The sequence below is a fragment of the Roseibium sp. Sym1 genome, from assembly GCF_027359675.1.
In the GTDB taxonomy this organism is placed as follows: domain Bacteria; phylum Pseudomonadota; class Alphaproteobacteria; order Rhizobiales; family Stappiaceae; genus Roseibium.
Window position 1 is genome coordinate 4275738 of the sequence record NZ_CP114786.1, and the last position, 24148, is coordinate 4299885.

Genomic DNA, 24148 nt, shown 5'->3' on the forward strand with positions numbered 1-24148 from the left:
GAGCCGTCATTCAGGGAGCTTGAACGGTCCGAGTTCTCCCGCGAGATAGTCGATCAGCGCGCGCAGGCGGCGGGTCAGGTGCCTGTTGGGTGGATAAAGTGCGTAGACCCCGAACAGGTCGGTCGCGTGATCCGGCAGGACCCGTTCCAGCCGGCCATCCGCAAGGGCAGCCTCGACCGGGTAGAACGGTGACATTGCAATGCCGAGACCGCCGATGGCCATCTGGGCCAGGGCGCCGGGGGAATTGGACGTCACCGCACCATGCAGACGCACGACATGTTCCCTGCCGGCCTTGTGAAACCGCCAGATATTTGGCTCCTGCTGGTTGCTGTTGACGAGGCAGGTGTGGGTGGGCAGGGCCTCCGGTGATCGCGGCCGGCCGGCCCGGTTCAGGTAGTCGGGCGACGCGCACAGGACAAGCGGCATGTCGGCGAGTTTCCGGGCAATCAGGGCGGAGTCCCGCAAGACACTGATGCGGATGGCCAGGTCGAGGCCTTCCTCGACCAGGGCAACCCTGTGGTCGGTGAGTTTCATGTCGAGCTCGACCTCGGGATGGGCCTGAAGAAACGGGATCAGTGCCTCGGTCAAGCGTGTGCTGCCGAAGCCGGTGGGGGCAGTCAACCGGATCGGTCCGGACAAGGCGCCCTGGCGTTCGCGCACAAGATCGTCCAGTTCATCCATCTGTTCGAGGATCGGACGGCAGCGCTCCAGATAGGCGGCGCCGACATCGGTCAGGGAGACGCTGCGCGTGGTACGGTTGAAGAGCTGGGTCTTGAGCTGGCTTTCCAGGTGCTGGACATATTTGCTGACCAGCTTGGTCGACAGGCCGAGCCTGCGTCCGGCGGCCGTGAACGACTGGTCCTGGGCGACGGCGACGAAGGCGCGCATGGTTTCGATCTTGTCCACGGCAGGATCTCCGGTGGGCTGAATTCCGGTCTGAAGTTTATCCTCAATATGTACATAATCATTGAATGAATACGAGTATTATTTCCAAATCAGGTAAGGGGCATATTGCGGTCAGCGGAAAAGGCAGGACCATCCGGCCGCCGCGAAACGTTCAGACCACTGGAGACCGTCATGTCCAACGCCATTCGCATTCACACCTTTCCCCTGTCCGGCCATTGCCATCGGATCGAGCTCTTCGCCGCGCTTGCCGGCCTCAACCATGAACTGGTCCAGGTTGATCTCGCCGCCGGTGAACACAAGCGTGAGCCGTTCCTGAGTCTCAACCCTGCGGGCAAGGTGCCGGTGATCGAGGACGGCGATTTCGTGCTGGCGGATTCCAACGCGATTCTGGTCTATCTCGCCCGCAAATACGCGCCGGACTGGCTGCCGGCGGATCCTGCCCGGGAAGCCCAGGTACAACGGTTTCTCTCGCTGGCCGCCAACGAGATCGCCAACGGTCCGGCGGCTGCGCGTCTTGTCACCGTCTTCGGTGCGGAGCTTGACGCGGAGAAGGCCAAGACGATCGCCACGTATGTGTTCGATCTTCTGGAGGGCCTGCTGGACGGGCGCGACTGGCTTGTCGGCAACAAGCCGAGCATCGCTGATGTCGCCATTTACAGCTACACGGCCCACGCGCCGGAAGGAAACGTCTCGCTTGAGCCCTATCCGAATATCCGTGCCTTCCTGAAGCGCGTCGAGGCCCTGCCGGGATTCCGCGCGATGCCGGTCACCCCTGTCGGGCTCGCGGCCTGAGCCTTCCCGACCCGGCCGGACGCTGTCTCAGGCGTCCGGCTGTCCCGCCGCCCCAGATATGTGAGACCCGACCATGCCCGATTTGAACCTGAAAGAAACGCCTCGTGACGGGTCGTGGCCCTTTCACAAGGGCGAGCGTCTGGTCCAGGACCGTCTTGGTGACGGCGATGTCCGGCGCTGGGCAGGCGCGGCCATTCGAAGCTTCATGCCGGACCAGCACAGGATCTTCTTTGAAGAACAGCCGTTTCTGGTTGCCGGTGGGCGCGATGGCGACGGGCGCCCCTGGGCGACAATTCTCGAGGGTGGTCCCGGCTTCGTCCGCTCTCCCGACCCTGCCTCGCTCGAGATCGGTGCGCTGCCGGTTGCCGGAGATGCACTGGCGGGCGCGTTGACCGCGGGGGATGATATCGGCCTCCTGGGGATCGAACTGGCGACCCGCCGCCGCAATCGTGTCAACGGCACGGTGAGCGCGGTCACGGCTAACGGGCTGCGGTTCGCCGTCAGCCAGTCCTTCGGCAACTGTCCGCAATATATCCGCGCCCGCAAATACTGGTGGACCCCGGAAAAGCCCGTTGCGCGGGCCGAGCGGGGCAGTCAATTGACCGGTTCCCAGACAGAGCGGATCGGTGCAGCGGACACGTTTTTCATTGCCACCGGCTATCGCGGCGAAGGTGACAATGCCGCCTATGGCATGGATGTGTCCCACCGCGGCGGTGAGGCCGGTTTTGTCGAGGTCCTGGACGACAGGACACTGCGCTTTCCCGATTATGCCGGCAACAGGTTCTACAACACGCTCGGCAACATCCTGAGCGACCCTCGCACAGGTCTGCTGTTCGTCGATTTTGCCTCCGGCAGCCTGCTTCAGGTGTCGGGTCGGGCCAGCATCGATTGGGACTCCGATGCGGTCGCCGGCGTGCCGGGCGCGCGCCAGTTGGTGACGCTGGAAATCGACGCGATCGTCGAGCTCACCGATGCGCTGCGCCTGCGCTGGCAGGAAAACGCGGACACCGCACGGGACCTGAGACTGGTCCGGAAGGTTCGCGAAAGCGCGGACGTGACGTCTTTCCATTTCGAAACCCGCGACGGTGGCCCTCCGGCTCCCTTCGAGGCCGGCCAGCATCTGCCCGTTGAACTTCACCTGGCGGGCGGTCTCGGCAAGGTCCGGCGCAGCTATTCGCTTTCCGGCAAACCGCAAGCCGGGACCTACCGCATCTCGGTCAAACGGGAGCCGCAGGGTCTTGTGTCCCGTATCCTGCACGACATTCTGGAAGTCGGTGCCGTGATCGGAAGCGGCAGGCCCGCGGGGGATTTCGCCTTGCCGGAAGGCCGCGCTCCCCTGGTTCTGGCGGGAGCCGGGATCGGCATCACGCCGCTTGTCAGCATGCTGCACGAGGTGTCCGCAGCCGACGATGCACGCCCGGTCTGGTTCGTTCATGGCGTCAGGGACGGTGCGCACCATCCGTTTCGCGAAGAAGCCGCCGGACTGGCGGCCGGCAAGCCTAATATTCGCCTGCGCACGCTCTACAGCCGGCCCACCGAGGCCGATGATCAAGAGGGGGTGTTCGACAAGCAGGGCCGGATCACGGGCGACTTGCTGGTCAACCTCGTAAATGGCCCCGACGCCCGCTACCTGCTGTGCGGTCCGGCTGCCTTCCTGGCGGACGTGACGGAGGATCTGCGACGGCTTGGGGTGCCGGAGGATAGAATCTCGTTCGAGACGTTTTGAGAGGGCCAGGAACTCTCCCAAATCGTCGCATCCAATTGTTGTTCGCCCCACACTCTGGATGTCACCCCGGGCGAGCAACGCGAGACCCGGGGCCTACTCGTTTCCAGAGAATCGATTTGATGTAGCCAGCTTCAGTGTCACTAGCTTCAGCTTCGACAAGTTGAGCCGCGAGTAGGCCCCGGATCTGCGCTGCGCTTGTCCGGGGTTGTTTGTCTGAAGAGGTTTTATAGTGGGGTTGGTCTCCCGGACTGCAATTCCGGGAGACCAGTGACAGACGACCGAGCCGGGATAGGGTTTTCACCCGTTGTCATCAAGGTTCTCTGTCGCTTCCTTTTCCCGCTTGGAGAGTTGGATGGGCCGCTGGTCGCACGCCCGCAAACAATCCGAAGCATGAACAGGATACCATCTTCATGAGCGTTCTTGAATGTGCACCGTCCCATGTGGTCGGTATTGATGTTTCCAAAGACACTTTGGTGGTCTTTGATCAGACACAGCAGAGACTGACGAGTATCGACAACAATCGGGACGCGATCGCCAAACTGGTCGCCTCTTTTGGTCCGGACGCACTGGTTGTGTGCGAGCCCACTGGCGGACACGAGGCTCTCCTGGTGAGTGAGCTGATAGCGCAAGGCGTTGCCTGCCACCGGGCCGACACCCTGAAGGTCCAGGCGTTCATTAAGTCTTTCGGCCGGCTGGCAAAAACCGATGCCATCGATGCCAAGGCACTTGCTCAATATGGCGAAGAACGCTGGAAACAGCTCCCGCTGCTCCAACCCAAAGACGAGGCACAAGGGGAGCTGGCTGCGTTGGTAAGCCGGCGGGAGGGGCTCATGGCGATCAAGATAGCCGAGACCAATCGCTTGAAGGCCCCTGCCAACAACAGGAGACTTGTGAGATCGTTCAAGACCGTCATTGCCTGTGTGCAGAGGCAAATCGACCGGATCGACGAGGAGATCGAAGACCTGATCGCCTCCTCCCAGACCCTGTCACGACGCATGCAGATCTGCTGTTCTTTGCCTGGTGTGGGGGAACGGACAGCCATTGCCTTGCTCGCAACGATGCCAGAGCTGGGTACCCTAACCCGAAGGCAGGCTGCTTCCCTCGCGGGGCTGGCGCCGCACCCCAGAGACAGCGGAACCCTAAAAGGCTACCGCAAAATGCGGGGAGGACGACCCGAAGTTCGCAAAGGCGTCTTTATGGCCGCACTGGCTGGATCGCGAGCAAAAGGACCGTTAAGTGCCTTCTATCAAAGGCTTATTGAAAACGGAAAGAAGCCTATCGTAGCCATCTCCGCACTCATGAGAAAGATCATCGTCATCCTAAATGCAAAAATCAGAGACGAAATGAGCGCAATGAGTTGATGACACCACGGTTTGGGGCGCATTCACCAATTGGAACTTGGGTTTCAGCTCGAAACGTTCCCTCACTCCCCCTGAGCAAAGTCGATGTGAATGTGGTTGCCGTCCGGGTCCCAGACATTGAACGAGACGGTCCCGGTCCCTGGCTGGACCGAGCGGCGGTAGGTTTCGCCGCGGTCCTTCAGCCGGGTCTCGAATGCGTCCGCACCGGTGGCGGTGAAGGCGAAATGCTCGAGTTTCAGATGTTCTTCGGAGCCGACGGCGGGGTCTCCCTCGATACCGACCAGATGGATGGCGGCGGCATCGCCGGCATAGAGCCAGGCGCCCGGGAAGGCAAAGTCCGGCCGGGGGCCGGCGGACATGCCCAGGATGTCATTGTACCAGGAAACCATCCTGTCGAGCTGCGTCGTGCGCAGGTTGACGTGATCCAGCTTGCCGATCTTCATGTTGCAACCTTCCCATGGTGGCGTGGCGGGCAGCGTCGTCCAGGCAGGGCCGGTTTTGCAAGGTCTGTCCGGATGAAATCCGGTCAGAAGGCATCACAGGCGGCCTTGAGTGACATGGCCTTGTTAACCCACGCAAAAAAAGTCCCCGCAAGTCAAAATTTTCCCTTGCGTCCTGTGGCAAACGGGCGCATATACGCGCTGCCCAAATTCGCACGTGCCCGTGGTCGTTCATGGGGTGTCTCACAAGACAACTCTTAAGGGGCAGCAGCCAATTACACCGCCAAGGGGCGGGCTGCAGGTCCGGACGGCTTAAAGCAACGACGTAAGAGGGCTTTTTTGGTCTCTGCCGGGGTTTCCAACCTCCGGGGTCACTGAAGAGGCACTTGTTACATCCTTGCCCGACGTGCGGCTCGGTATCTCCCGATCCAATCAACGGCATCCCGACGCGGGAAAGCATTGCGCTGATCGTCAGACGCATTGCCCAACCGTCGCTACGGTCAACCCGGCCTCCGGTTCCATCCCGGGGGAGGCCCGGTGCGTATCGTGGCATCCTGCGACGTGACCTGCAGCGCGCCAGCCGACTTGATGCGCGACTGCGGACTGATTTGTGAGAGGGGAGCCCCCCAATGAGCGACCGTATCCGCGACTTCCTCCGCCGCCGGGACGACGATGGTCCCTGTGTCGTTGTCGACCTCGACATCGTGCGCGAGAATTTCGAAGCCTTCGCAAAATCCCTGCCGGACACCTCCGTCTATTACGCCGTGAAGGCCAACCCGGCACCGGAAATCCTGTCGCTCCTGGAAAGCCTCGGTTCGTCCTTCGACTGCGCCTCCGTCGGCGAGATCGAAATGGTGCTGGCCACCGGCGCCACCGCCGACCGCATTTCCTACGGCAACACCATCAAGAAGGAGAAGGACATTGCGCGCGCCTACCAGTATGGCATCCGCCTCTTCGCCGTCGACTGCGTCGAGGAAGTCGAAAAAATCGCCCGCGTCGCTCCGGGCTCCAAAGTCTTCTGCCGCGTCCTGTGCGATGGTGCCGGCGCCGAATGGCCGCTCTCCCGCAAGTTCGGCTGTGACCCGGACATGGCGCCCGACGTCCTTGAGCATGCCCACCGCCTCGGTCTCGTTGCCTATGGTGTCTCCTTCCATGTCGGCTCCCAGCAAGCCAACCTCTCGGCCTGGGATTTCGCTCTCGCCATGGCGGCGGACGTCTTCCGGGAAATGGCGCAGCGCGGCATCGAGCTGAAGATGGTCAACATGGGTGGCGGGTTCCCGACCCGTTACCTGAAGGACATTCCGGGTGTGCCGAGCTATGGCGAGGCGATTTTCCACGCGCTGACCAAGCATTTCGGCAACCGCCTGCCGTCCACGATCATCGAGCCGGGCCGCGGCATGGTCGGCAATGCCGGCATGATCGAAGCCGAAGTGGTGCTGATTTCCCGCAAATCCGCCGAGGACGAAACCCGCTGGGTCTATCTCGACATCGGCATGTTCAACGGCCTTGCCGAAACCATGGACGAGGCGATCCGTTATCCGATCCGCACCGGGCGCGACGGCGAGCGGACCACACCCTGCGTGCTGGCCGGGCCGACCTGCGACAGCGTCGACGTTCTCTATGAGAAGACGCCCTACGAGCTGCCGGTGAGCCTGTCCATCGGCGACAAGGTGCTGATCGAGGCCTGCGGCGCCTATACCACAACCTATTCCACGGTCGGCTTCAACGGCTTCGCGCCGCTGGCGTCCCACGTCATCTAAGGGCTCAAGGCCATGATCGACATTGTCGACGAGGCACCGGTTCATGTCGGTGCCCGTGAGGCGCTGCTCGACCAGAGCTTCGGCGAGGAGCGCTTTGCAAAAACCTCGGAGCGCCTGCGTGAAGGGCGTCTGCCGGTGTTCGCATTTGCGGCGCTGGACGAATCTGGCAAGCTGGTCGGAACGGTAAGGCTCTGGTCTGTGGCGGACCGCAACGGCTTTCAGAGCCTGTTGCTCGGACCCCTTGCCGTCGACCCGGCTTGCCGGGGACTGAAGGTGGGCGACCGGTTGATGCGCCATGCGCTCAACCAGGCTGCCATGCATGGCCACGGATCGGTGATCCTGGTCGGCGATCTGCCCTACTACGCGCGCTTCGGTTTCGAAGCGGGCCTTCTGGACGATGTCTCGCTGCCGGGTCCGGTTGCCTTTGACCGGTTTCTCGGGCTGGAGCTGGCACCGGGGCACGTGTCCGGTCTGGACGGCATGCTCTCCGCCGCCGGCCTGCTCGATCCAATGGCACCGCTCGCGTCGTCCGAAGACCTATATTCCGTTTCGAAGATCGTGTGACGTCGTGTCCCGAAGGATGACGGTGATTTTTCACCGTCATCTCTTGCGTTTCCGCTTTTGCACTTGTTTCCTGACGATCACAGGCAGCCAGGCACGTATGCGACTTCCCGCTCATGAAAACTCCTTGCAAGACTTGATCTTCCGGCCAAAACCCGTCACATCTTGCAGGAAAGGTGCAATCAGTGCGCTTGAGTGGTGAGGGGCTCCCGGCAGCCGAACCCGTATTCGTGACACGGGCCGCGCAACGGAAAAGATTGGAGTTTGATATATGACCGACGACAGCAACGGCGGCGCGCCGAAACAACCGGCAAGGAAAACGGCCCGCAAACCGGCTGCTGCTCGTAAGCCGGCAGCAAAATCCGCAACGGCCAAAACTTCGGCCTCGAAGCCTGCTGCCACCAAGCCGGCCAGCTCCAGATCCGCCGCCGCCAAGACCCCGGCAAGCAGGACGTCCTCTGCCAAAACCCCGGCAAGCAAACCGGCTGCCAGGAAACCGGCCGCAACGAAGGCCGCAGCCGCTAAAACGCCGGCTGCAAAACCTGCCGCCACCAGGCCCGCCGGGAAAACCGCTTCTGCCAAGCCCGCTCCTGCAAAACCCGCTACCAAGGCTGCAGGCACCAAGACAGCGGCAGCCAAGACACCGGCTGCAAAGACACCGGCAGCCTCCAAGGCGGCGACCGACAATGCCGGCGCCGGCAAAAAGCCCGCCAGCCGGAAGCCCGCCGCCGCAAAACCGGCGGTAACGAAGCCGGCGGCCGCCAAGACCGCCACACCGGCGAAGGTTCCAGCCCGCAAACCTGCCGCCAGAAAGGCGCCGGTCAAGAAGGCAGTGCCCAAGGCCGCGGCTTCAAAAGGGGGCATCCACGGCACCATCACCGGTCCGGTGGTGATGATCGGGCTCGGCTCCATCGGCAAGGGCACGCTTCCGCTGATCGAACGCCATTTCAATTTCGACGCATCGCGCTTCACGGTGATCGATCCGGTCGACACGAATGCCAAGCTGGTCACCGACCGGGGCTACAGGTTCGAGAAGGTCGCGCTGACACCCGAGAATTACAAGGACGTGCTGACCCCGCTCCTGAGCGAGGGCGACGGGCAGGGATTTGTGGTCAATCTCTCCGTCGATACGTCCTCGCTCGACCTGATGAAGCTCTGCCGCAAGCTTGGCGTGCTCTATATCGACACCGTGGTGGAACCCTGGCCCGGGTTTTATTTCGACGACACGGCGACCGCGGCCGACCGCACCAACTACGCCCTGCGGGAAACCGTGCGCAAGGAAAAGGCCAGGAAGCCGGGCGGCACCACGGCTGTTTCGTGCTGCGGCGCCAATCCGGGCATGGTGTCCTGGTTCGTGAAACAGGCGCTTGTCGACATCGCCACGGACACGGGCATCAAGTTCAAGGAGCCGAAATCCCGCAAGGACTGGGCCAAGCTGATGAAGAAGGCCGGCGTCAAGGGCATCCACATTGCCGAGCGCGACACCCAGCGGGCCAAGGACCCGAAGCCGGCCGGCGAATTCTGGAACACGTGGTCGGTCGAAGGGTTCCTTTCCGAGGGCTTCCAGCCGGCCGAGCTCGGCTGGGGGACCCACGAGACCTGGAAACCGGGCAACGCCAAGAAACACAAGAAGGGCTGCAAGGCGGCAATCTACCTGGAGCAACCGGGCGCCAACACCCGCGTCAGGACCTGGTGCCCGACCCCGGGCGCGCAATACGGCTTCCTGGTCACCCACAACGAGGCGATCTCCATCGCCGATTTCTTCACCGTCGGCGACGGCAAGAAGGTCACCTACCGGCCGACCTGCCATTATGCCTACCATCCGGCAAATGTCGCGGTCCTGTCCCTTCACGAGCTGTTCGGCTCCGCGGGAAAGATCCAGGAAAAGCTCCATGTTCTGGAGGAGGACGAACTCCAGGACGGCATCGACGAGCTCGGCGTGCTGCTCTACGGCCACAAGAAGAATGCCTACTGGTACGGCTCGCAGCTTTCGGTCGAGGAAACCCGCAAGCTGGCGCCCTACCAGAACGCCACCGGCCTGCAGGTGACCTCTGCCGTCATCGCCGGCATGGTCTGGGCGCTGGAAAATCCGGAAGCCGGCATCGTCGAGACAGACGAGATGGACTACAAGCGCTGCCTTGAAATCCAGCTGCCCTATCTCGGTCCCGTGAAAGGCTATTACACCGACTGGACGCCGCTGGAAGGCCGTCCCGGTTTCTACAAGGAAGACATCGACACCAAGGATCCCTGGCAGTTCCGCAACATCCTGGTGCGCTGATTTCGCAGTGGCCCCCGGGGCGCCGGATTGACAGAGGTTTGACGCCGCCCCTACCGGGCGGCGCCTTTTTTCCGCTGACGAATGTCTTATTTGTCCTCCCGGTTCATGTTGGTTCCCGGGATAACTTGGCGGGGAAGATCAACCGGTCGCCAAGGTGCCGCCGAGAAGCAGGCATTGGGGGTAGCGCAGAAAGCGAAGCGGTCTAATATGGGAACGGTCCCCGATTTACCGTTGATCAGGAAGACCCTTGAAAACCCGGATTGTCATGCTGTCGGCCGTTACCCGCACGGATCGCCACACGGCGATGACCGAGGTAAACGATGCCGTTCTGAAATCCGGTGGCTGGGTGGAGGGGCACACGTTGCTGTCCAACATCGCAACAGTGTTCAGGCTCGAGATTTCAGCCGAAGGACTGGAGGCGTTCCTGGCGAGGCTGCCGGGCATCGGGATCCGTCTTGACGAGGACAGCCTGGAAGCCGCGCGGAAGGTTGTAAGCACGTCCGGAAACCGCAGCGCCGAACGCCCGGTTTCGCTCAACCTGACCTTCATCCACGACGAGCCGGATCTTCGCCGGACCGTGCCAGCGGTGCCGGGTTGAGGCAAAGGCCTTCGTTCCGGTTTCGGCCGAGCGTATCCGCAAACCGGCGGATTTTGACCCGTCGCGGGCGGGCCGTCGCGTCCGACGAGGGCGACGTGACCTGGTGGTCTACCTGCCGCCTGTTTCCAGGTCCGGCGGGATCGTGGCGTTCCGGCAAGAAAGCCTCTAGTATCGGCAGAAATTCGGAGTTCACATCTGCGCAGGACCGGCCTGGCAAAGGCTTTCCCCGATCGGGCGGCAGCAGGTGTTGCAGCGGAGCCGATAGCCGCAGGTTCAACCTGAGACGGATGCAATGACCCCACCAAGTCCGGACAACATCATGAAGGTCGCAAGCGGCTACGGCGTCTCCAGGGCGCTGCTGTCCGCCGTCGGTCTCGGCCTCTATACCAAACTCGCCGACGGACCATTGACCCTTGACCAGATCATGGAGGAGTACGGGTTCCGGCGGCGGCCCGCCATGGATCTGCTGGACCTGCTGGTCTCGGCGGAACTGCTGGGGCGCACAGGGGACGGAGAGGGCGCGCTGTATCACAATACCGAGGAAACGGCCGCGTTCCTGGTTCGCAACAAGCCGGACTATATCGGCGGCATTCTCGAGCTTTGGGACCAGCGCAACTACCGCTTCTGGGCGGATCTTGTGGAGGCCGTGCGAAGCGGAAAACCGCAGAGCGAAACGAAACACGACGACGCCCCGTTCTTTGAAACACTCTACAGCGACCCGGCACGGCTGCATGCCTTCATGGAGGCAATGAACGGCGCTTCGATCCGCAATTTCGAGACCCTGGCGAAGGCGTTTCCGTTTGACCGCTATGCCACCATGACGGATGTGGGCGGAGCCGATGCGCTGCTTTCGCGCACGGTGGCCGCCGCGCATCCGCATATCCGATGCAAGAGCTTCGATCTTCCCGCCGTGACGGAAATCGCCGCCGGCAAGATCGCCGCGGACGGGTTGAACGATCGGGTCGAGGCGGTCGCGGGGGATTTCTTCACCGAGCCCCTGCCCAAGGCCGACATCGTGACCATGGGCATGATCCTTCACGACTGGAGCCTGGAGCGGAAGAAGGATCTGGTGAAGAAGGCCTATGATGCCCTGCCGCCCGGCGGCGCGCTCATTGCGATCGAGGCGTTGATCGACGATGCCCGGCGCACCAACACGTTCGGCCTGTTCATCTCGCTCACCATGCTGATCGAGCTTGGCGACGCGTTCGACTTCACGAATGCGGAATTTGTCGCGTGGTGCCGCGAAGCCGGCTTCAGCAGGTTTGAGGTCATTCCTCTCGAAGGCCCCTCAAGCGCGGCGATTGCCTACAAGTCATAGCCCGCCCGGGGCCGCGTCAAACCAGCAGCCGGATCACGTCGATGGGTTCGGCCTTGCCCTTGACCGTTTGCAGACCGATCGACTGGCGGTCGATCGTGCTGTCGAGGTTATGGGTGATCTCTTCGGAAGCCAGGATGATGACGTCCGCCTTGTCGTCGATTTCCTTGCCGAGGCTTTCCAGGCGTGAAGCGACGTTCACCGTGTCACCGATCACCGTGTAGTTGACCCGTTCGGGGGCGCCGATGTCGCCGACGACCAGCGGTCCCATGTGCAGGCCGATGCGGATGCGCACCGGGGCGTCTCCACGGGCGACGCGCTCCGCGTTGTCCGCGCGGATGACGCGGGCCATTGCGATTGCGGCCCGGGCCGCAGGTTCCGCCGGGTTGTCGAGTGTTTCCGGCGCGCCCCAGAACGCCATCACGCTGTCGCCGATATACTTGTCGATCGTGCCGCCCTCGCGGGTGATCTCCGCGCCAAGCAGCGAAAGGTGGTGATTGACGAATGCGGCGGTCTCGGTCGCGGACATTCCTTCGGAGACGGAAGTGAATCCGGCGATGTCGGTAAAGAGCACCGCCACCTCACGTTCCTCCGGCGGCGCTTCGGCGCGGCCTTCGCTCAGGAGTTTTTGAACCAGGGTGGTTGGCAGATAACGGTTGAAGGCCGTCAGGCCGCTGACCATGGCGTTGAAGCCCTTGGACAGGTCGTCCAGTTCCCGGATCACGCTGGCGGGCAGGGGCTCCACGGCGGTCAGATTGAGGCTGGCAACCTCCTTGGCCGCGCCCGACGCCCGTTGCACGGGCCGGGCGATCCGTTGGGCAAGCAGGACCGCACCAATCAGGGAAAGCAGCAGCAGCCCGGCGCCGACAACGGCAGCGGCCAGCAACTGCTTGAGCGGCTGGTCCAGGAATTCCGCCGGAAAGTGGACGCCGATGCGCACTGGCAAGCCCAGAAGGTTGTCGTTCTTCTGTTCCAGAATGACAAAACGCCTGATGCCGTTGCCATCATAGCCCTCATGAAGGGCGAGGTTGTCCGAAAGACCGAAGGAGGCGTTCTTAAGCTTCGGCAGGTCCTCGAAGGATTTCAGGAAATCGTCCGGAACCTGGGAGACGTGCAGCAGCGGGGTTTCGCTCGTGAGGCTGTCGAACTTCCTGTGCAGGTCCGGGTGGCCGACAATCTTCCGAGAGTTCTCCTGCATCAGGAAAACAGTGATGTCGTCGGTCGATGCGTGCCAGGTTATTTCCGAAACACGGTCCAGCGACATGCCGATGAGCAAGCTGCCACGGTAGGTCTTGCCATCGAAAAGCGGGCGCACAAAGACAAAATAGGTGTGTTTGCGGCCGGGCATGTAGAACGGTTCGCTCCAGAAGGCGCCGGACTGTTGCCGTGCCTGTTGCGTCAGGGGAACCAGGATAGGCAGGTCCGCCGCAAGGTCGATATCGCCGCCAAGAAGGGTGCCGTCCGCGTCGCCGCGGTCGACATCGACACCACGGCCGGTTTCATCGACAAGAATGAGGAAGGAAACCTGCTCCATCGGCGCCAGCGCGCCGTGAAGATAACCGGTCAGCAGTTCGGGGTCGTCGAAACGGAGCTCCTCGCGTTCCCACGACAAGCGCGTGAATTCGGCCGTTTCGGTGACGGCGTGGAGCTGTTCGACGAACGCGGTTTCCGCCGAATCCATCCCGATATCGACCAGCGTACCGCCAAGCTCGCGCACGACAGCAGCCGATGTCACCGCCTGGATGACCAGGATCGCGGCCGCCGTCACCAGCACGAAGGCGCCGATCACGGTTGCCAGGGTCGGTGTGATAAAGAGCTTTCTGCGCGCTGCCAAGGTACGGATCCATCTGCCGGTCAGGAACGAACCACAAGATCAATATCTGTTGCGGACACTTTGGAGAAGGGCAATCCGGGCCCGGCAATCGAGACCGGTCAAAAAAAGACCCGCAGGGCGGCGCCTGCGGGTCCGGCTTTGGGCGTCCGTACCCTAGGAGGCCTTTTCCGTTTCGTCGAACTTGTGGCCGTAATCGACCGCGATTTCGTAGTCCGGGTCTTCCAGGACGGAGACTTCGACAAGGTTGCCCGCCTTTTCAAGGAGGCGCTGACAGTCCGGCGAGAGATGTCGCAGGTGCAGGCGCTTGCCGGCAGCTTCGTATTTGGAGGCCAGGGCGTCGATCGCTTCAAGTCCCGAATGGTCGACCACGCGGCTGTCGATGAAGTCGACGACGACATCATCCGGATCGTTCGCGGGATTGAACAGGTCGGTGAAGCCGGTGGTCGAGCCGAAGAACAGAGGGCCGCTCAGACGATACACCTTCCAGCCTTCCTTGCTGGTGCCGATACGCGCGCTGATGCGGCTTGCCGCGTTCCAGGCATAGGCCAGTGCGGAGATGATGACACCGACAACGACGGCGACCGCCAGATCGGCATAGACTGTGACACAGGTGACCACGATCATCACCAGCGCGTCGGTCAGCGGGATCTTGTGAACGATCTTCAGGCTGGTCCAGGCGAAGGTGCCGATGACCACCATGAACATGACGCCCACAAGGGCCGCCACCGGGATCCGTTCGATCAGCGGCGAAGCAACCACGATGAAGGACAGCAGGAACAGGGCCGCCGCAATTCCGGAGATGCGGGTGCGGGCACCGGATTTCACGTTGATCATCGACTGGCCGATCATGGCGCAGCCGCCCATGCCGCCGAAGAAGCCGGTGACCACGTTGGCTGTGCCCTGGGCCAGGCACTCCTTGGAAGCACCGCCCTTGGTGTTGGTCAGGTCGGCGACAAGATTGAGCGTCAGCAGCGACTCGATCAGACCGATGGCGGCCAGGATGACGGCATAGGGGAAGATGATCTGAAGGGTTTCCAGGGTCAGCGGGACCATCGGGATATGGAACTGGGGAAGTCCGCCTGCGATGGAGGCCAGGTCGCCGACCGAGCGTGTGTCCAGGTTGAAGCCGAGCACGAGGGCGGTCACCACCAGGATACCGGCCAGCGGCGCCGGGAAAGCCTTGGTGAGCCTTGGCAGGAACCAGATGACGGCCATGGTCAGCGCGACCAGGCCAAGCGTCAGGTAAAGCTGGAAGCCGCTCATCCAGGTCAGGCCACCGGCGCCGTCCGGGACCTTGAACTGTCCCATCTGGGCCAGGAAGATCACGATTGCCAGGCCGTTGACGAAACCGAGCATGACCGGATGCGGCACCATGCGGATGAACTTGCCCCATTTGAGCAGGCCTACGCCGATCTGGAGAATGCCCATCAGCACCACGGTCGCGAACAGGTACTCGACACCGTGCTGGGCCACGAGCGCGACCATCACCACGGCGAGCGCGCCGGTTGCACCGGAAATCATGCCGGGCCGCCCGCCGATACAGGCGGTGATGAGGCCGACAAAGAAAGCCGCGTAAAGCCCGACCAGCGGGTTGACCCCAGCGACGAACGCAAACGCAACTGCCTCGGGAACCAGTGCAAGAGCCACGGTCAGACCGGCGAGAAGTTCGGTTTTGATGCGCGAGGCATCCATTTTTACATGTTTGACAGGCGCAACGCCCTCGGCACGTGCTGACACGAGCTGCTCCAGATAATGTGATGGTTATTGTAAGGTCAGCGCCAGACCTGCCCGACTCTGGCTCTTTGACCTGGATCAAGTTGAGGTCTTCTAATCGATTTTTTGCATTGCAGCAAGTTTTCGGCCGGGACGCTGCCATGCAGACATCTGGAAAGTCCACAGGCCAGGCTGTTGGAACACGAAAAAGGTCGCGGAAGAACGGGTTCAGTGTAGTTTATTTAAGATTAAATTTAATATATTCATGAGTATAATTTACGGGATTGCAGAATTTGTTTGAGTAATATTCTATTATTCCTGAATAAAGCTTTTTCGCGGCAATAATCATGGGTTGTTATTTTGATTTTTGTTCGGAGTAATTGCATTGCGCTTGTGCTGGTCTTTCTGGCGAAGTCCGTGCGCGCTCCTGATTTCCTGCCGGTCTACGCGACCGGTTCGCAGGTGCCGGAGTGGCCGTCCGAGTATTTTTCGCCGTGGTCCTGTCACAATATGCAACCGGATTGCAAACAGGTTGCATACGCGACTTTGTTTCACGTAGGGTTGGTCTTTCAGAGGTCGCGCCGTCGTGTCTGGCGACGCGAAGGAAATGGATGTTTGCCTTGAGCGGTTTTCTTCAGATCGGGAGAATGTAGATGCGCCGGCTCACCCTGTGTGCCTTCATCAGCCTCTTCGTTCTCATTGACGCCGCCCGCGCCCAGGACACGCTGCGCTTTTCCGGTTTCGATGCTCCGAACCTGACACCGAAGGCCGAGCGGATCCTGTCCCGTGCCTATGAAGAACTCGGCATCCGGATCGAGACCGTTATCTCCAGCCCCCGCAGGGCGCTTCTGGACTCGGCCGCGGGAAAGACCGATGGCGAATTGGTACGCGTCAAGATCGCCGGATCGGCTCACGAGAGCCTGATCCGTGTGGATGTTCCGATCATCGAAGCGCGGACATTTGCCTATGCAAACAAGCCGGAGCTGCACGGGAAATCGTTTGGCGAGCTAAAGCACCTGCGCATCGGCCATGTGTCCGGGGCGCGGTTTGCGGCTGAACTTGCCAAAGGTTTTTCCGAGGTCTGGACCGCCGAGACACCGGAACAGCTGTTTGAAATGCTGCTGCGCGACCGGCTCGATCTGGTGATTGTGGGAGAGGGAACCGGCCGAAGGATTGTCCGTGAACGCGAGCTGAAGGACGTGTTCCCGCTGACGCCGTCGTTGCGGACCGTTTCCTTCTACCATTACCTGCATGAAAAACATGCCGCACTGGTGCCGAGGATAGAGGCTGTTCTCAGGAGGCAGCTTGAAGAGGCCAGGGAGGCCAGGCCGGACGACGACGTCCCCGGGGAGGCGGTTCCGGAAGAGAACGTGCTGCACCGGATCGGAATGACCTGATGGGTGCTGTGCGGCTCCAGGATAAGGACTGCCGCATGACGCGCCGTGCTGCCCTGTTGTGTTTGCTGCTGTCGTTTTGGTCCGGGACTGCCTTGCACGCGAACGACCCGCTTGTTCTGTCCGGGTTTGACGCGCCAGGCCTGACACCCGTTGCGCAAGGCCATCGGGCCCTGGTTCCCCGGGTCGAAAACGCCCTCAGGAACGTCATGTCCACGGGCAGTGCCCACAACGGCGAAGGGCCGAGCTGACACCTTCGCCCAGGGGCGCCTGCTCGCTTATTGACCCGCCGGTGAGCGGTTTGCTCCCGCCTGCTGCGCCTGGCCGAGGCTGGCACCAAGCAGGGCCGCCGCGCCGGCGAAGCCGCTGTCGCCACCGACCACCGTGTTGGGGACCAGTTTGCCGACAAGCCCGACCAGTTCCGGTTTGCGTTCCAGCGAGGTCAGCAGCTTTTCAAGCGCCTGCAGCAGGGCGACGCGGTCCTGGCCGAGCACGTCCACCTGGGCCCTCTGGCCGCGCGCGAGTTCTTCCAGGAACTGGCGTTCGGCACGGCCGAGGGCCGCGCGTTCCTGTTCACGCTGATTGGCCACCTGGACCGCGATCTGCGCTTCCACAAGGCGGGGCTGCTCGTCGGCGGTCGAGCGCGCCTGTTCGGTCTCGATGCGCTTCTGCTGGGCATCCGTCTCACGCTCGTAGGCGGTCGACAGCTGGTCCGCAAGTTGAACGCGCAGGCGGGAGACCAGCAGTTCAGGCGGAATGGCCGGTTCACCCAGGCGGATCTCCCTTATGTTCACGCCGGCCTTGTTGCCTTCCACCTTGATCTGCTGCTCGATGGTCTGTTCGATCGCGTCCCGGTTTTCAATCAGGTCGAGCACGCGGGTCGGCCGGACCGTGTAACTGGCCGGCTGCGCCAGTGTGCCGTCCTCGTTCCTGTCCTGGACACGGATCGAGGCGCCGGCGACATTGCGCACGATTGAGCGGATCGCAGGGGTCAGAATACGGTTCTCGATTTCCTGCAGGCCGCCGACAGAGCCGACGACAACCGGCGCGTTGTCGGGATCGACCTGCACCAGGGCACGCAGTTCCAGCGGGATGTCCCAGCCCTCGACCTTGACATAAACCGCCCGGTCGGCGGCGTCGCCCGGGATCTGTTCCTGCACGGATCGCTCGGTCTGCTGGATGTTGCCCTGCTGGTCGACGGACAGGTCGATGATGCGCTTGGTGTAGCCGCCCTTGTATTCCCAGGTTTGTACCCGGGTATCGACCAGGGTCACCTCATAGGCCTGCCGGTTGAGGTAGTAGGCGCCCGGAAACAGCGGTTCCTTCCAGATGCCCACGCAGCCCCGCGGTACCAGGGGCACGGTCAGTGCCTCGCGGGACGCCGTGGACGCGGATACCTCCTCCTCGACGCAGTTGATGCCGGGCTGGCTGACATTGGACTTGACCACGCCGACATGGCCGGCCGGGATGATGGTGGCGTTGGTGTTCTCGTCGAGGCGGACATCGAACAGGTAGCGGTTGAGGCGGTACTGGCCCGGTTTCAGGACTGTTTCCTGCGGACCGCGGAGCCCGCCATTGGTCAGGAAGGTGGCCGCGTTCAGCATCTCGCCGACATTCTCGTCCGAAATGGCAGGCGCCATGAACATGCCCGATGGCATGGCGCTCCCGTCAAGCGCCGTCAGCTGGCCGTAATAGCCTTCCGGAATGGTGATGACGTCCCATTCCTCGAAATCGTAGAGCACGCGGACCAGCGGAATGAAGTGAAAGCCGGGGCCGAGGATCTGGGCCTGGGGGCCTTTTTCGCCGTCGAGCGCGATGATGCGGCCCTCGGGCAGTTCCTTGAAGGCGTAGATGCGCTTGAGGTGGCCGACCTGGTTGGCATCGACAAAGATGAAGGACGTGGACAGCAGCATGAAACCGCCGATCGCAATCAGGACAATCCCCATGATGCGGCTTGCGAACAGCCTGACAAGGCGATGACTGCCGGCGTGGGCCCCCGTTCGGCGCAGCATGATCGCCGCGCCCAGAAAAATCGCCAGAATTCCGATGACCACACCAAGCATTGCATGTCCTCCCGCGCGTGCCACGATCGAGCGTTATCTGATCGCCGAGCTGGCGGAGAGTCAAACGAAGCTTCTGTAAAAATGTCATGTTTTGACGCGCCGCCGCATGAAATTTGCTCGACGGCGCCTCATGTGAAGACTAGAACCGGCAAAAAGGCGTCCGGGAGGATACATGAAACCGACCAATCCGGTCTTTACCGGCATCGACACCACCGTGTTCGAGACCATGTCGCGCCTGGCCATGGCCCATGGAGCCGTGAACCTGGGGCAGGGGTTTCCGGATGTGGACGGGCCGGAAGACATCAGGCGCGTCGCAGCCGAGGCGCTGGTCGAGGGGCCGAACCAGTATCCGCCCATGCTGGGCCTTCCCGCCCTGCGCCAGGCGGTTGCCGACGCCAACAAGCGTTTTTACGGGCTGAACGTCGATCCGCAGAGCGAGGTCATGGTGACTTCGGGGGCGACGGAAGCGCTGGCGGATTGCCTTATCGCGCTGGTGTCTCCCGGGGATGAGGTGGTCCTGATCGAACCACTTTACGATTGTTACCTGCCGATAGTGAAACAGGCGGGTGGCATTCCGGTACGCGTGCGTGTGACACCGCCGGACTGGTCGATGAACGAGGATGCCCTCAGAGCGGCCTTCTCGGAGCGGACCAAGGCGATCCTGATCAACAATCCCATGAACCCGACCGCCAAGGTCTTTTCCGAACGTGAACTGCAGCTGATCGCCGATCTGTGCATCGAGCACGACGTCTATGCGATCTGTGACGAGGTTTACGAGCATCTGGTGTTCGACGGTGCACAGCACCGGCCGCTGATGACCTTCGACGGCATGCGCGAACGCGCGGTGCGGATCGGCTCGGCCGGCAAGACCTTTTCTCTGACCGGCTGGAAAGTGGGGTACGTCACCGGACCGGCCGGGCTGATGGATCCGATCTCCAAGGCGCATCAGTGGCTGACCTTCACCACGCCGCCCAATCTGCAAAAGGCGGTCGCCTACGGCCTTGGCAGGGACGACAGCTATTTCGCCGGTCTGACGCAGGACCTGATGTCCAAGCGCGACCGCATGGCCGCCGGTCTTGCCGGACTCGGGTTTTCGGTTCTGCCTTGCGCGGCGACCTATTTCCTGACCTGCGACATCGGCGGTCTCGGTCTCGGCCGGACGGATGTTGAGGCCTGCGAGACCCTGGTCACGCAGGCCGGTGTCGCTGCCGTTCCGGTGTCGGCCTTCTATGGTTCCGACGCGCCGACAGACTATATCCGTTTCTGTTTTTGCAAACAGGACACTGTCATTGACGAGGCGCTGACACGGCTTGCCGCTTTTCTGACTGCGGCGCGGGCCGAATCCGCCTAGCCTCGAATTCGAGCGACCCTATTGAAATGAGAAACTACATGGACAATCCCGCGCTGGTCGACGTCACCAGAGGCTCCGTGACCGAAAGCGTTCATCGCGGCAGTATTGCCATTGTCGATACGGCGGGCAAACCTGTCTGTGAAATCGGCAATGTCGAAGCGCGTGTGTTTCCGCGTTCCGCCATCAAGGCCCTGCAAGCCCTGCCGCTGGTGGAATCGGGGGCGGCCGATGCGCTGGACCTGTCCGATGCCGAACTGGCGCTGGCTTGCGCCTCGCACAGCGGCGAGGAGGTTCACGCAAATTCGGCGCGCGTCATGCTGATGAAGGCCGGACTGAGCGAGGACGACCTGGAATGCGGGCCGCAATGGCCGCAGCGCATGGAAGACGCGGCCAAGCTGATCCTGGCCGACGAGACACCCTGCGGGCTGCACAACAACTGTTCGGGCAAACATGCAGGGTTTCTCGGCCTTGCCAAGGTGATGGGAGTCGACACCAAGGGGTATGTCGACGCCGGTCATCCTGTGCAGCGGGAAATAAAGCTGGTGATGGAACAGTTGACCGGCGACACGCTGTCGGAGGACGTCTGCGGCACGGATGGTTGTTCCATTCCGACCTACGCGACACCATTGCAGAAATTCGCGCGGGCCTTTGCCGCGTTCGGAACGGGCGAGGGCCTGGAACCGCAGCGCGCCGACGCCGCACAGCGTCTCTACGACGCCTGCATCAACGAGCCTTACATGGTCGCCGGCGCCGACAGGTTCTGCACAAAGGTGATGGAAGGGTTCCGCGGGCGGGTCTTCGTCAAGACCGGGGCCGAGGGCGTGTTCTGCGGTTCGGTGCCCGAACTCGGTTTCGGTATCGCTCTCAAATGCGACGACGGCGCAACGCGCGCCGCCGAGGTGATGATGGCGACGGTGCTGGAAGCTCTTCTGGAGTTGAACGAAGACGAGGCCGCGCTTCTGGACGGGCTGGTCAATCCGCCGATCCTGACCCGGCGCGGGATCCAGGCCGGCCATATCCGGCCGAGACAGGACTTCCTGGCGGCGTTGAAGGCCGCGCTGCCGTAGGGCTGGTACAGAAGTGGCTCACCCAACGACGTCATCCTGGGGAGGACCTTCAGGTCCGTCTCGAAGGATCGGCCGCTTGTTCTGACTGTGCCGCCCATCCTTCGAGACGCCGCTGACGCGGCTGCTCAAGATGACGTCGTTGGGTGTGAATCGAGTTGGGTTAAAGATCCTTTTTCATCAATATCTTGTTGCCGGTTATTGAAGTTTCACTCCATCCAAGGTGACTGTAGAGCGTGACGTTTCCGGGCATGCCCACGTGGGTCGCAAGGTGAATTTCGGTAGCGCCGCCGTCCCGTGCTATGCGCTCCACATGCTCGATCAGGCACCTGCCCAGACCTTGTCCTTTCACATCCGGGTCAACGGCGATGTTCATCAGGTGGGCCCTTGAGCCCTTGAGCGAAAAGATGGCGCAGCCGGTGATCCTGCGGCCCAACTCGGCGACAAGGACGTGATGATCGCGTATGTCGTCGGCAATACCTGCGGAGACATCCGGCAGGTCCGGAAGGTTCGATTTTACCGGTTGATAGGCGCGGTCGATACAGGATTTGAGGGCATCGACGTCTTGCAAACCGGCCTTGCGAATGGCTGGTTGGGCGCTTGTCCTTGTCACTGGAGTTGTCTCATGGCGCATCGCCCCGGCCTGTCCTTCCGTTTCACCCACGCGATCACCCGCACGCCCGCCGACAGTGTCGCCAACGGGATCCGCGCCGTGGATTCAGGTGACCCGAGCGGGGAAAAATTCCGCGAAGAACATGGGCTTTATGTGAAGGCACTGCAAGAGGCCGGTCTGACCGTCGACGTTCTGCCGCCGCTGGAGGCCTTTCCCGACAGCTGCTTTGTCGAGGACCCGGCCTTCTGTCTGCCGGAGGGGGCGATCCGGTTGCGTCCCGGCACGGCGAGCCGGGAGGGCGAGGGGCGGGAAATCCGGGCCGCGCTCGTTGCCCGCTTCGGCAAGGTGGTCGAACTGCCGGGCTCCGGTCATGTGGACGGTGGCGACGTGCTGATGCTCGACGATGTCATCCTGATCGGCCTGTCGGCGCGCACCGACCGGGAGGGCGCGGACGCCTTCGCGAAGCTGCTGGGCGAGTGGGGCTACAAAGCCGAGGTCTGCGAGACACCGGAAGGCGTCCTGCATTTCAAGACGGCCTGCTCGACGCTCGGGGACAATGTCATCCTGGCCACAAGGGCGATGGCCGACAGCGGTTTCTTCGGTGACCGCAAGATCGTGCAGGTGGCTGAAGGCGAGGACTATGCGGCCAATGTCATCCGGGTGAACGACGTGGTGCTGGTGCCGGAAGGCTATCCGAAGACACAGGCGGCGATCGAGGCGGCCGGGTTCAGGACCGTCGTCCTGCCGACACACGAGGCCCGCAAGGTCGATGGCGGCCTGTCCTGCCTGTCGCTGCGGTTCGCGCTTGGTGCGGCGTGAGGCCATAAAGACAACGTCATCCTGAGGAGCGCGTTCACGCGCGTCTCGAAGGATGGGCGGCAATTTCAGAACTTGGCTGCCCATCCTTCGAGACGGCGCTTCGCGCCTCCTCAGGATGACGACTGAATGTGTGGCGGGGCCATGTGACGGTTTGCTTCAGTGGTGTCAGGCGGCCACCTGGTTGCCGTGGACGGTCAGGTTCGGGAACTCGGACACGTTGTTGAGTTCGCCGGTGGCTTTCTCAAGCCATTTGTAGCCGTTGATGGCTCCCGATTTTGATCCCTGGACGATGTTGCCCGTGATCACCGCCGAGCCGGCGCCGTCGACAATTGTAACGGCAATGCCGGTGCCGCAATCGCGGATGACATTCTGCGAGGCGGCAACATTGCGCATATAGGGACCCCAGCCGAGCATCAGGCCGAATTTCGGGGCGCCCTCGACCACATTGCCGGTCAGCGTGGTGTCGGCCTCGACGGCAATGCCGATGCCGAAACCGGCGACTTCCGGCGGGTAGGGGCCGTCCTTCTTGATGTTGCGGACCAGATTGCCGGAGCAAACCGCCATGCGGCCGCCGTCCAAGAAGTTGGCGATCGAGATGCCGATCGTGCCGCCATCGACGATGTTGTTGGCGATCACGGCGCCCTGGAAACCGAACTCCGAATAAATCGCGGTCTCGCCGGAGCGGAGACAGGAATTGCCGATGATCTGCACGTTGGAGCCGGCGTTGGAGCGGATCGCGGAAAAGGCGCAGTCGGTGACACGATTGTTCGAAACCATCACCCCATGGGCGCGGAAGATGTTGATACCGTTTCCGAATTGGCCGGTGCCGCCATAGCGGGCGCCGATGCGCTCCACCCGGTTGCCGGAAACGATGGTGCCGTCCTCGCCCTCGCGCCAGCGATGCACCCAGATGCCGCCATTGGCGCAATCGGTGACGGTGTTGCCGGTGATGGCAAGGCCTGTGGCCTCGTTGGAGCGCAATCCGGCTTCCGCCGCCCCCGAGATGGTGCAGTTCTCCACGCGGCCCGAGCAGCGGTCCATCAACAAACCCATCTTGGAAGACCCGGCAATCTCGCAATTGTCGAGGGTGACGTTCCTGCAGCCGATGAAATGCAGCAGGCCTTCGGTGAAGTCTCCGATCGAGCGGTTGGCGCCGTCGAAGGTCACGCCGGTCAGACCGATATTGGAGACGCCCTCGGCGCGGATCAGCTGGCCGCCGCCGCCCTGGTAGACAAGACGCGTGCGCCCGGGCACACCGACGATGAGGGTGCCGGAAGGCAGGCGCAGGTTGGCGACCGGGTAGGTGCCGGCCGGCAGGAACAGCGCCCGGCCGCGTTCCACGGCCCGGTTGACCGCGTTCTGGAACTGGGCGGTCTGGTCGTCGGCGGCGTTGGGCAGCAGTCCGAGATCTTCGGAATCGATCGAGCCGCGCAGGTCGGCGACCTTCATCTGTGCAGAAGCGACTGTCCCGGAAAGACACAAGGCTGTCCCGGCAAGAAACGCACGGCGGTTCAGTTTCGGTCGTCTGTGTGTCATCGGCCCAGCCAATTGCTCAAAAAC

The 24148-nt window shown here is 62.3% G+C and carries 21 protein-coding genes; 13 read left to right on the plus strand and 8 right to left on the minus strand.

Annotation, left to right across the window (positions count from 1 at the left end; genetic code table 11):
* Nucleotides 1–6: 6 nt before the first annotated feature.
* Nucleotides 7–906 (minus strand): LysR family transcriptional regulator, encoded by a 900-nt coding sequence (locus O6760_RS19425; protein WP_269581360.1) that lies wholly within the window; start codon nt 904–906, stop codon nt 7–9.
* Between the two features lie 183 nt (nt 907–1089).
* Here O6760_RS19425 and O6760_RS19430 point away from each other — a divergent pair, with 183 nt between their 5' ends.
* The 3 genes from O6760_RS19430 to O6760_RS19440 all read left to right on the plus strand — a co-directional run bounded on the left by O6760_RS19430 (nt 1090) and on the right by O6760_RS19440 (nt 4785).
* Nucleotides 1090–1698: a glutathione S-transferase family protein gene (locus tag O6760_RS19430; protein ID WP_269586312.1), complete on the plus strand. Its 609-nt coding sequence runs from the start codon at nt 1090–1092 to the stop codon at nt 1696–1698.
* 73 nt (nt 1699–1771) lie between these two features.
* Entirely contained in the window at nt 1772–3424 is a 1653-nt protein-coding gene (locus tag O6760_RS19435) for an FAD-binding oxidoreductase (RefSeq protein WP_269581361.1), read from the plus strand.
* A gap of 410 nt (nt 3425–3834) precedes the next feature.
* Complete coding sequence (locus O6760_RS19440; RefSeq protein WP_269580683.1) at nt 3835–4785, plus strand: IS110 family transposase; 951 nt, start codon at nt 3835–3837, stop codon at nt 4783–4785.
* A 62-nt stretch (nt 4786–4847) separates the two neighbouring features.
* Here the strand turns inward: O6760_RS19440 and O6760_RS19445 are convergent, their stop codons facing one another.
* The gene (locus tag O6760_RS19445) at nt 4848–5228 is read right to left on the minus strand and encodes a VOC family protein (protein WP_269581362.1); all 381 of its coding nucleotides are present in this window, start codon (nt 5226–5228) and stop codon (nt 4848–4850) included.
* A 626-nt stretch (nt 5229–5854) separates the two neighbouring features.
* Here O6760_RS19445 and O6760_RS19450 point away from each other — a divergent pair.
* Complete coding sequence (locus O6760_RS19450; protein ID WP_269581363.1) at nt 5855–6985, plus strand: type III PLP-dependent enzyme; 1131 nt, start codon at nt 5855–5857, stop codon at nt 6983–6985.
* A gap of 12 nt (nt 6986–6997) precedes the next feature.
* Nucleotides 6998–7549 (plus strand): GNAT family N-acetyltransferase, encoded by a 552-nt coding sequence (locus O6760_RS19455; protein ID WP_269581364.1) that lies wholly within the window; start codon nt 6998–7000, stop codon nt 7547–7549.
* A gap of 111 nt (nt 7550–7660) precedes the next feature.
* Here the strand turns inward: O6760_RS19455 and O6760_RS19460 are convergent, their stop codons facing one another.
* Nucleotides 7661–8386 carry a hypothetical protein gene (locus O6760_RS19460; RefSeq protein WP_269581365.1) on the minus strand — a complete coding sequence of 242 codons (726 nt, stop codon included), beginning with the start codon at nt 8384–8386 and terminating at the stop codon, nt 7661–7663.
* Nucleotides 8387–8438: 52 nt separating this feature from the next.
* On the opposite strand from O6760_RS19460, the gene O6760_RS19465 reads away from it, so the two are divergent.
* From O6760_RS19465 to O6760_RS19475, 3 genes are all read left to right on the plus strand, one after another.
* On the plus strand, nt 8439–9824 hold the full coding sequence (locus O6760_RS19465) for a homospermidine synthase (protein WP_269586313.1): 1386 nt from the start codon (nt 8439–8441) through the stop codon (nt 9822–9824).
* A 247-nt stretch (nt 9825–10071) separates the two neighbouring features.
* Entirely contained in the window at nt 10072–10422 is a 351-nt protein-coding gene (locus O6760_RS19470) for a hypothetical protein (RefSeq protein WP_269581366.1), read from the plus strand.
* A gap of 292 nt (nt 10423–10714) precedes the next feature.
* On the plus strand, nt 10715–11740 hold the full coding sequence (locus O6760_RS19475) for a methyltransferase (protein ID WP_269581367.1): 1026 nt from the start codon (nt 10715–10717) through the stop codon (nt 11738–11740).
* A gap of 16 nt (nt 11741–11756) precedes the next feature.
* On the opposite strand, the gene O6760_RS19480 is transcribed toward O6760_RS19475, so the two are convergent.
* Together O6760_RS19480 and O6760_RS19485 are read right to left on the minus strand one after the other, a co-directional pair.
* Entirely contained in the window at nt 11757–13571 is a 1815-nt protein-coding gene (locus tag O6760_RS19480; protein ID WP_269581368.1) for an adenylate/guanylate cyclase domain-containing protein, read from the minus strand.
* 153 nt (nt 13572–13724) lie between these two features.
* On the minus strand, nt 13725–15263 hold the full coding sequence (locus tag O6760_RS19485) for a SulP family inorganic anion transporter (protein ID WP_269586314.1): 1539 nt from the start codon (nt 15261–15263) through the stop codon (nt 13725–13727).
* Nucleotides 15264–15937: 674 nt separating this feature from the next.
* On the opposite strand from O6760_RS19485, the gene O6760_RS19490 reads away from it, so the two are divergent.
* Nucleotides 15938–16681, plus strand: a complete 744-nt coding sequence (locus O6760_RS19490; RefSeq protein ID WP_269581369.1) for a hypothetical protein — start codon at nt 15938–15940, stop codon at nt 16679–16681.
* A gap of 35 nt (nt 16682–16716) precedes the next feature.
* The gene (locus O6760_RS19495; protein WP_269581370.1) at nt 16717–16929 is read left to right on the plus strand and encodes a hypothetical protein; all 213 of its coding nucleotides are present in this window, start codon (nt 16717–16719) and stop codon (nt 16927–16929) included.
* A 27-nt stretch (nt 16930–16956) separates the two neighbouring features.
* On the opposite strand, the gene O6760_RS19500 is transcribed toward O6760_RS19495, so the two are convergent.
* On the minus strand, nt 16957–18741 hold the full coding sequence (locus O6760_RS19500; protein ID WP_269581371.1) for an SPFH domain-containing protein: 1785 nt from the start codon (nt 18739–18741) through the stop codon (nt 16957–16959).
* A gap of 172 nt (nt 18742–18913) precedes the next feature.
* On the opposite strand from O6760_RS19500, the gene O6760_RS19505 reads away from it, so the two are divergent.
* Nucleotides 18914–20092, plus strand: a complete 1179-nt coding sequence (locus tag O6760_RS19505) for an aminotransferase (RefSeq protein ID WP_269581372.1) — start codon at nt 18914–18916, stop codon at nt 20090–20092.
* Nucleotides 20093–20130: 38 nt separating this feature from the next.
* On the plus strand, nt 20131–21159 hold the full coding sequence (locus O6760_RS19510; protein ID WP_269581373.1) for an asparaginase: 1029 nt from the start codon (nt 20131–20133) through the stop codon (nt 21157–21159).
* 160 nt (nt 21160–21319) lie between these two features.
* On the opposite strand, the gene O6760_RS19515 is transcribed toward O6760_RS19510, so the two are convergent.
* The gene (locus tag O6760_RS19515; protein WP_269581374.1) at nt 21320–21769 is read right to left on the minus strand and encodes a GNAT family N-acetyltransferase; all 450 of its coding nucleotides are present in this window, start codon (nt 21767–21769) and stop codon (nt 21320–21322) included.
* A 12-nt stretch (nt 21770–21781) separates the two neighbouring features.
* Here O6760_RS19515 and O6760_RS19520 point away from each other — a divergent pair, with 12 nt between their 5' ends.
* Nucleotides 21782–22588 carry a dimethylarginine dimethylaminohydrolase family protein gene (locus tag O6760_RS19520; RefSeq protein WP_269581375.1) on the plus strand — a complete coding sequence of 269 codons (807 nt, stop codon included), beginning with the start codon at nt 21782–21784 and terminating at the stop codon, nt 22586–22588.
* Nucleotides 22589–22753: 165 nt separating this feature from the next.
* On the opposite strand, the gene O6760_RS19525 is transcribed toward O6760_RS19520, so the two are convergent.
* Entirely contained in the window at nt 22754–24124 is a 1371-nt protein-coding gene (locus O6760_RS19525) for a TIGR03808 family TAT-translocated repetitive protein (protein ID WP_269581376.1), read from the minus strand.
* Between the last annotated feature and the right edge of the window lie 24 nt (nt 24125–24148).

Coding starts and splice junctions, on each gene's coding strand:
- O6760_RS19435 (WP_269581361.1), top strand. CDS start 1,772: ATGCCCGATTTGAACCTGAAAGAAACGCCTCGTGACGGGTCGTGGCCC.
- O6760_RS19440 (WP_269580683.1), top strand. CDS start 3,835: ATGAGCGTTCTTGAATGTGCACCGTCCCATGTGGTCGGTATTGATGTT.
- O6760_RS19445 (WP_269581362.1), bottom strand. CDS start 5,228: ATGAAGATCGGCAAGCTGGATCACGTCAACCTGCGCACGACGCAGCTC.
- O6760_RS19450 (WP_269581363.1), top strand. CDS start 5,855: ATGAGCGACCGTATCCGCGACTTCCTCCGCCGCCGGGACGACGATGGT.
- O6760_RS19455 (WP_269581364.1), top strand. CDS start 6,998: ATGATCGACATTGTCGACGAGGCACCGGTTCATGTCGGTGCCCGTGAG.
- O6760_RS19465 (WP_269586313.1), top strand. CDS start 8,439: ATGATCGGGCTCGGCTCCATCGGCAAGGGCACGCTTCCGCTGATCGAA.
- O6760_RS19475 (WP_269581367.1), top strand. CDS start 10,715: ATGACCCCACCAAGTCCGGACAACATCATGAAGGTCGCAAGCGGCTAC.
- O6760_RS19485 (WP_269586314.1), bottom strand. CDS start 15,263: ATGGATGCCTCGCGCATCAAAACCGAACTTCTCGCCGGTCTGACCGTG.
- O6760_RS19490 (WP_269581369.1), top strand. CDS start 15,938: ATGCGCCGGCTCACCCTGTGTGCCTTCATCAGCCTCTTCGTTCTCATT.
- O6760_RS19495 (WP_269581370.1), top strand. CDS start 16,717: ATGACGCGCCGTGCTGCCCTGTTGTGTTTGCTGCTGTCGTTTTGGTCC.
- O6760_RS19500 (WP_269581371.1), bottom strand. CDS start 18,741: ATGCTTGGTGTGGTCATCGGAATTCTGGCGATTTTTCTGGGCGCGGCG.
- O6760_RS19505 (WP_269581372.1), top strand. CDS start 18,914: ATGAAACCGACCAATCCGGTCTTTACCGGCATCGACACCACCGTGTTC.
- O6760_RS19510 (WP_269581373.1), top strand. CDS start 20,131: ATGGACAATCCCGCGCTGGTCGACGTCACCAGAGGCTCCGTGACCGAA.
- O6760_RS19520 (WP_269581375.1), top strand. CDS start 21,782: ATGGCGCATCGCCCCGGCCTGTCCTTCCGTTTCACCCACGCGATCACC.
- O6760_RS19525 (WP_269581376.1), bottom strand. CDS start 24,124: ATGACACACAGACGACCGAAACTGAACCGCCGTGCGTTTCTTGCCGGG.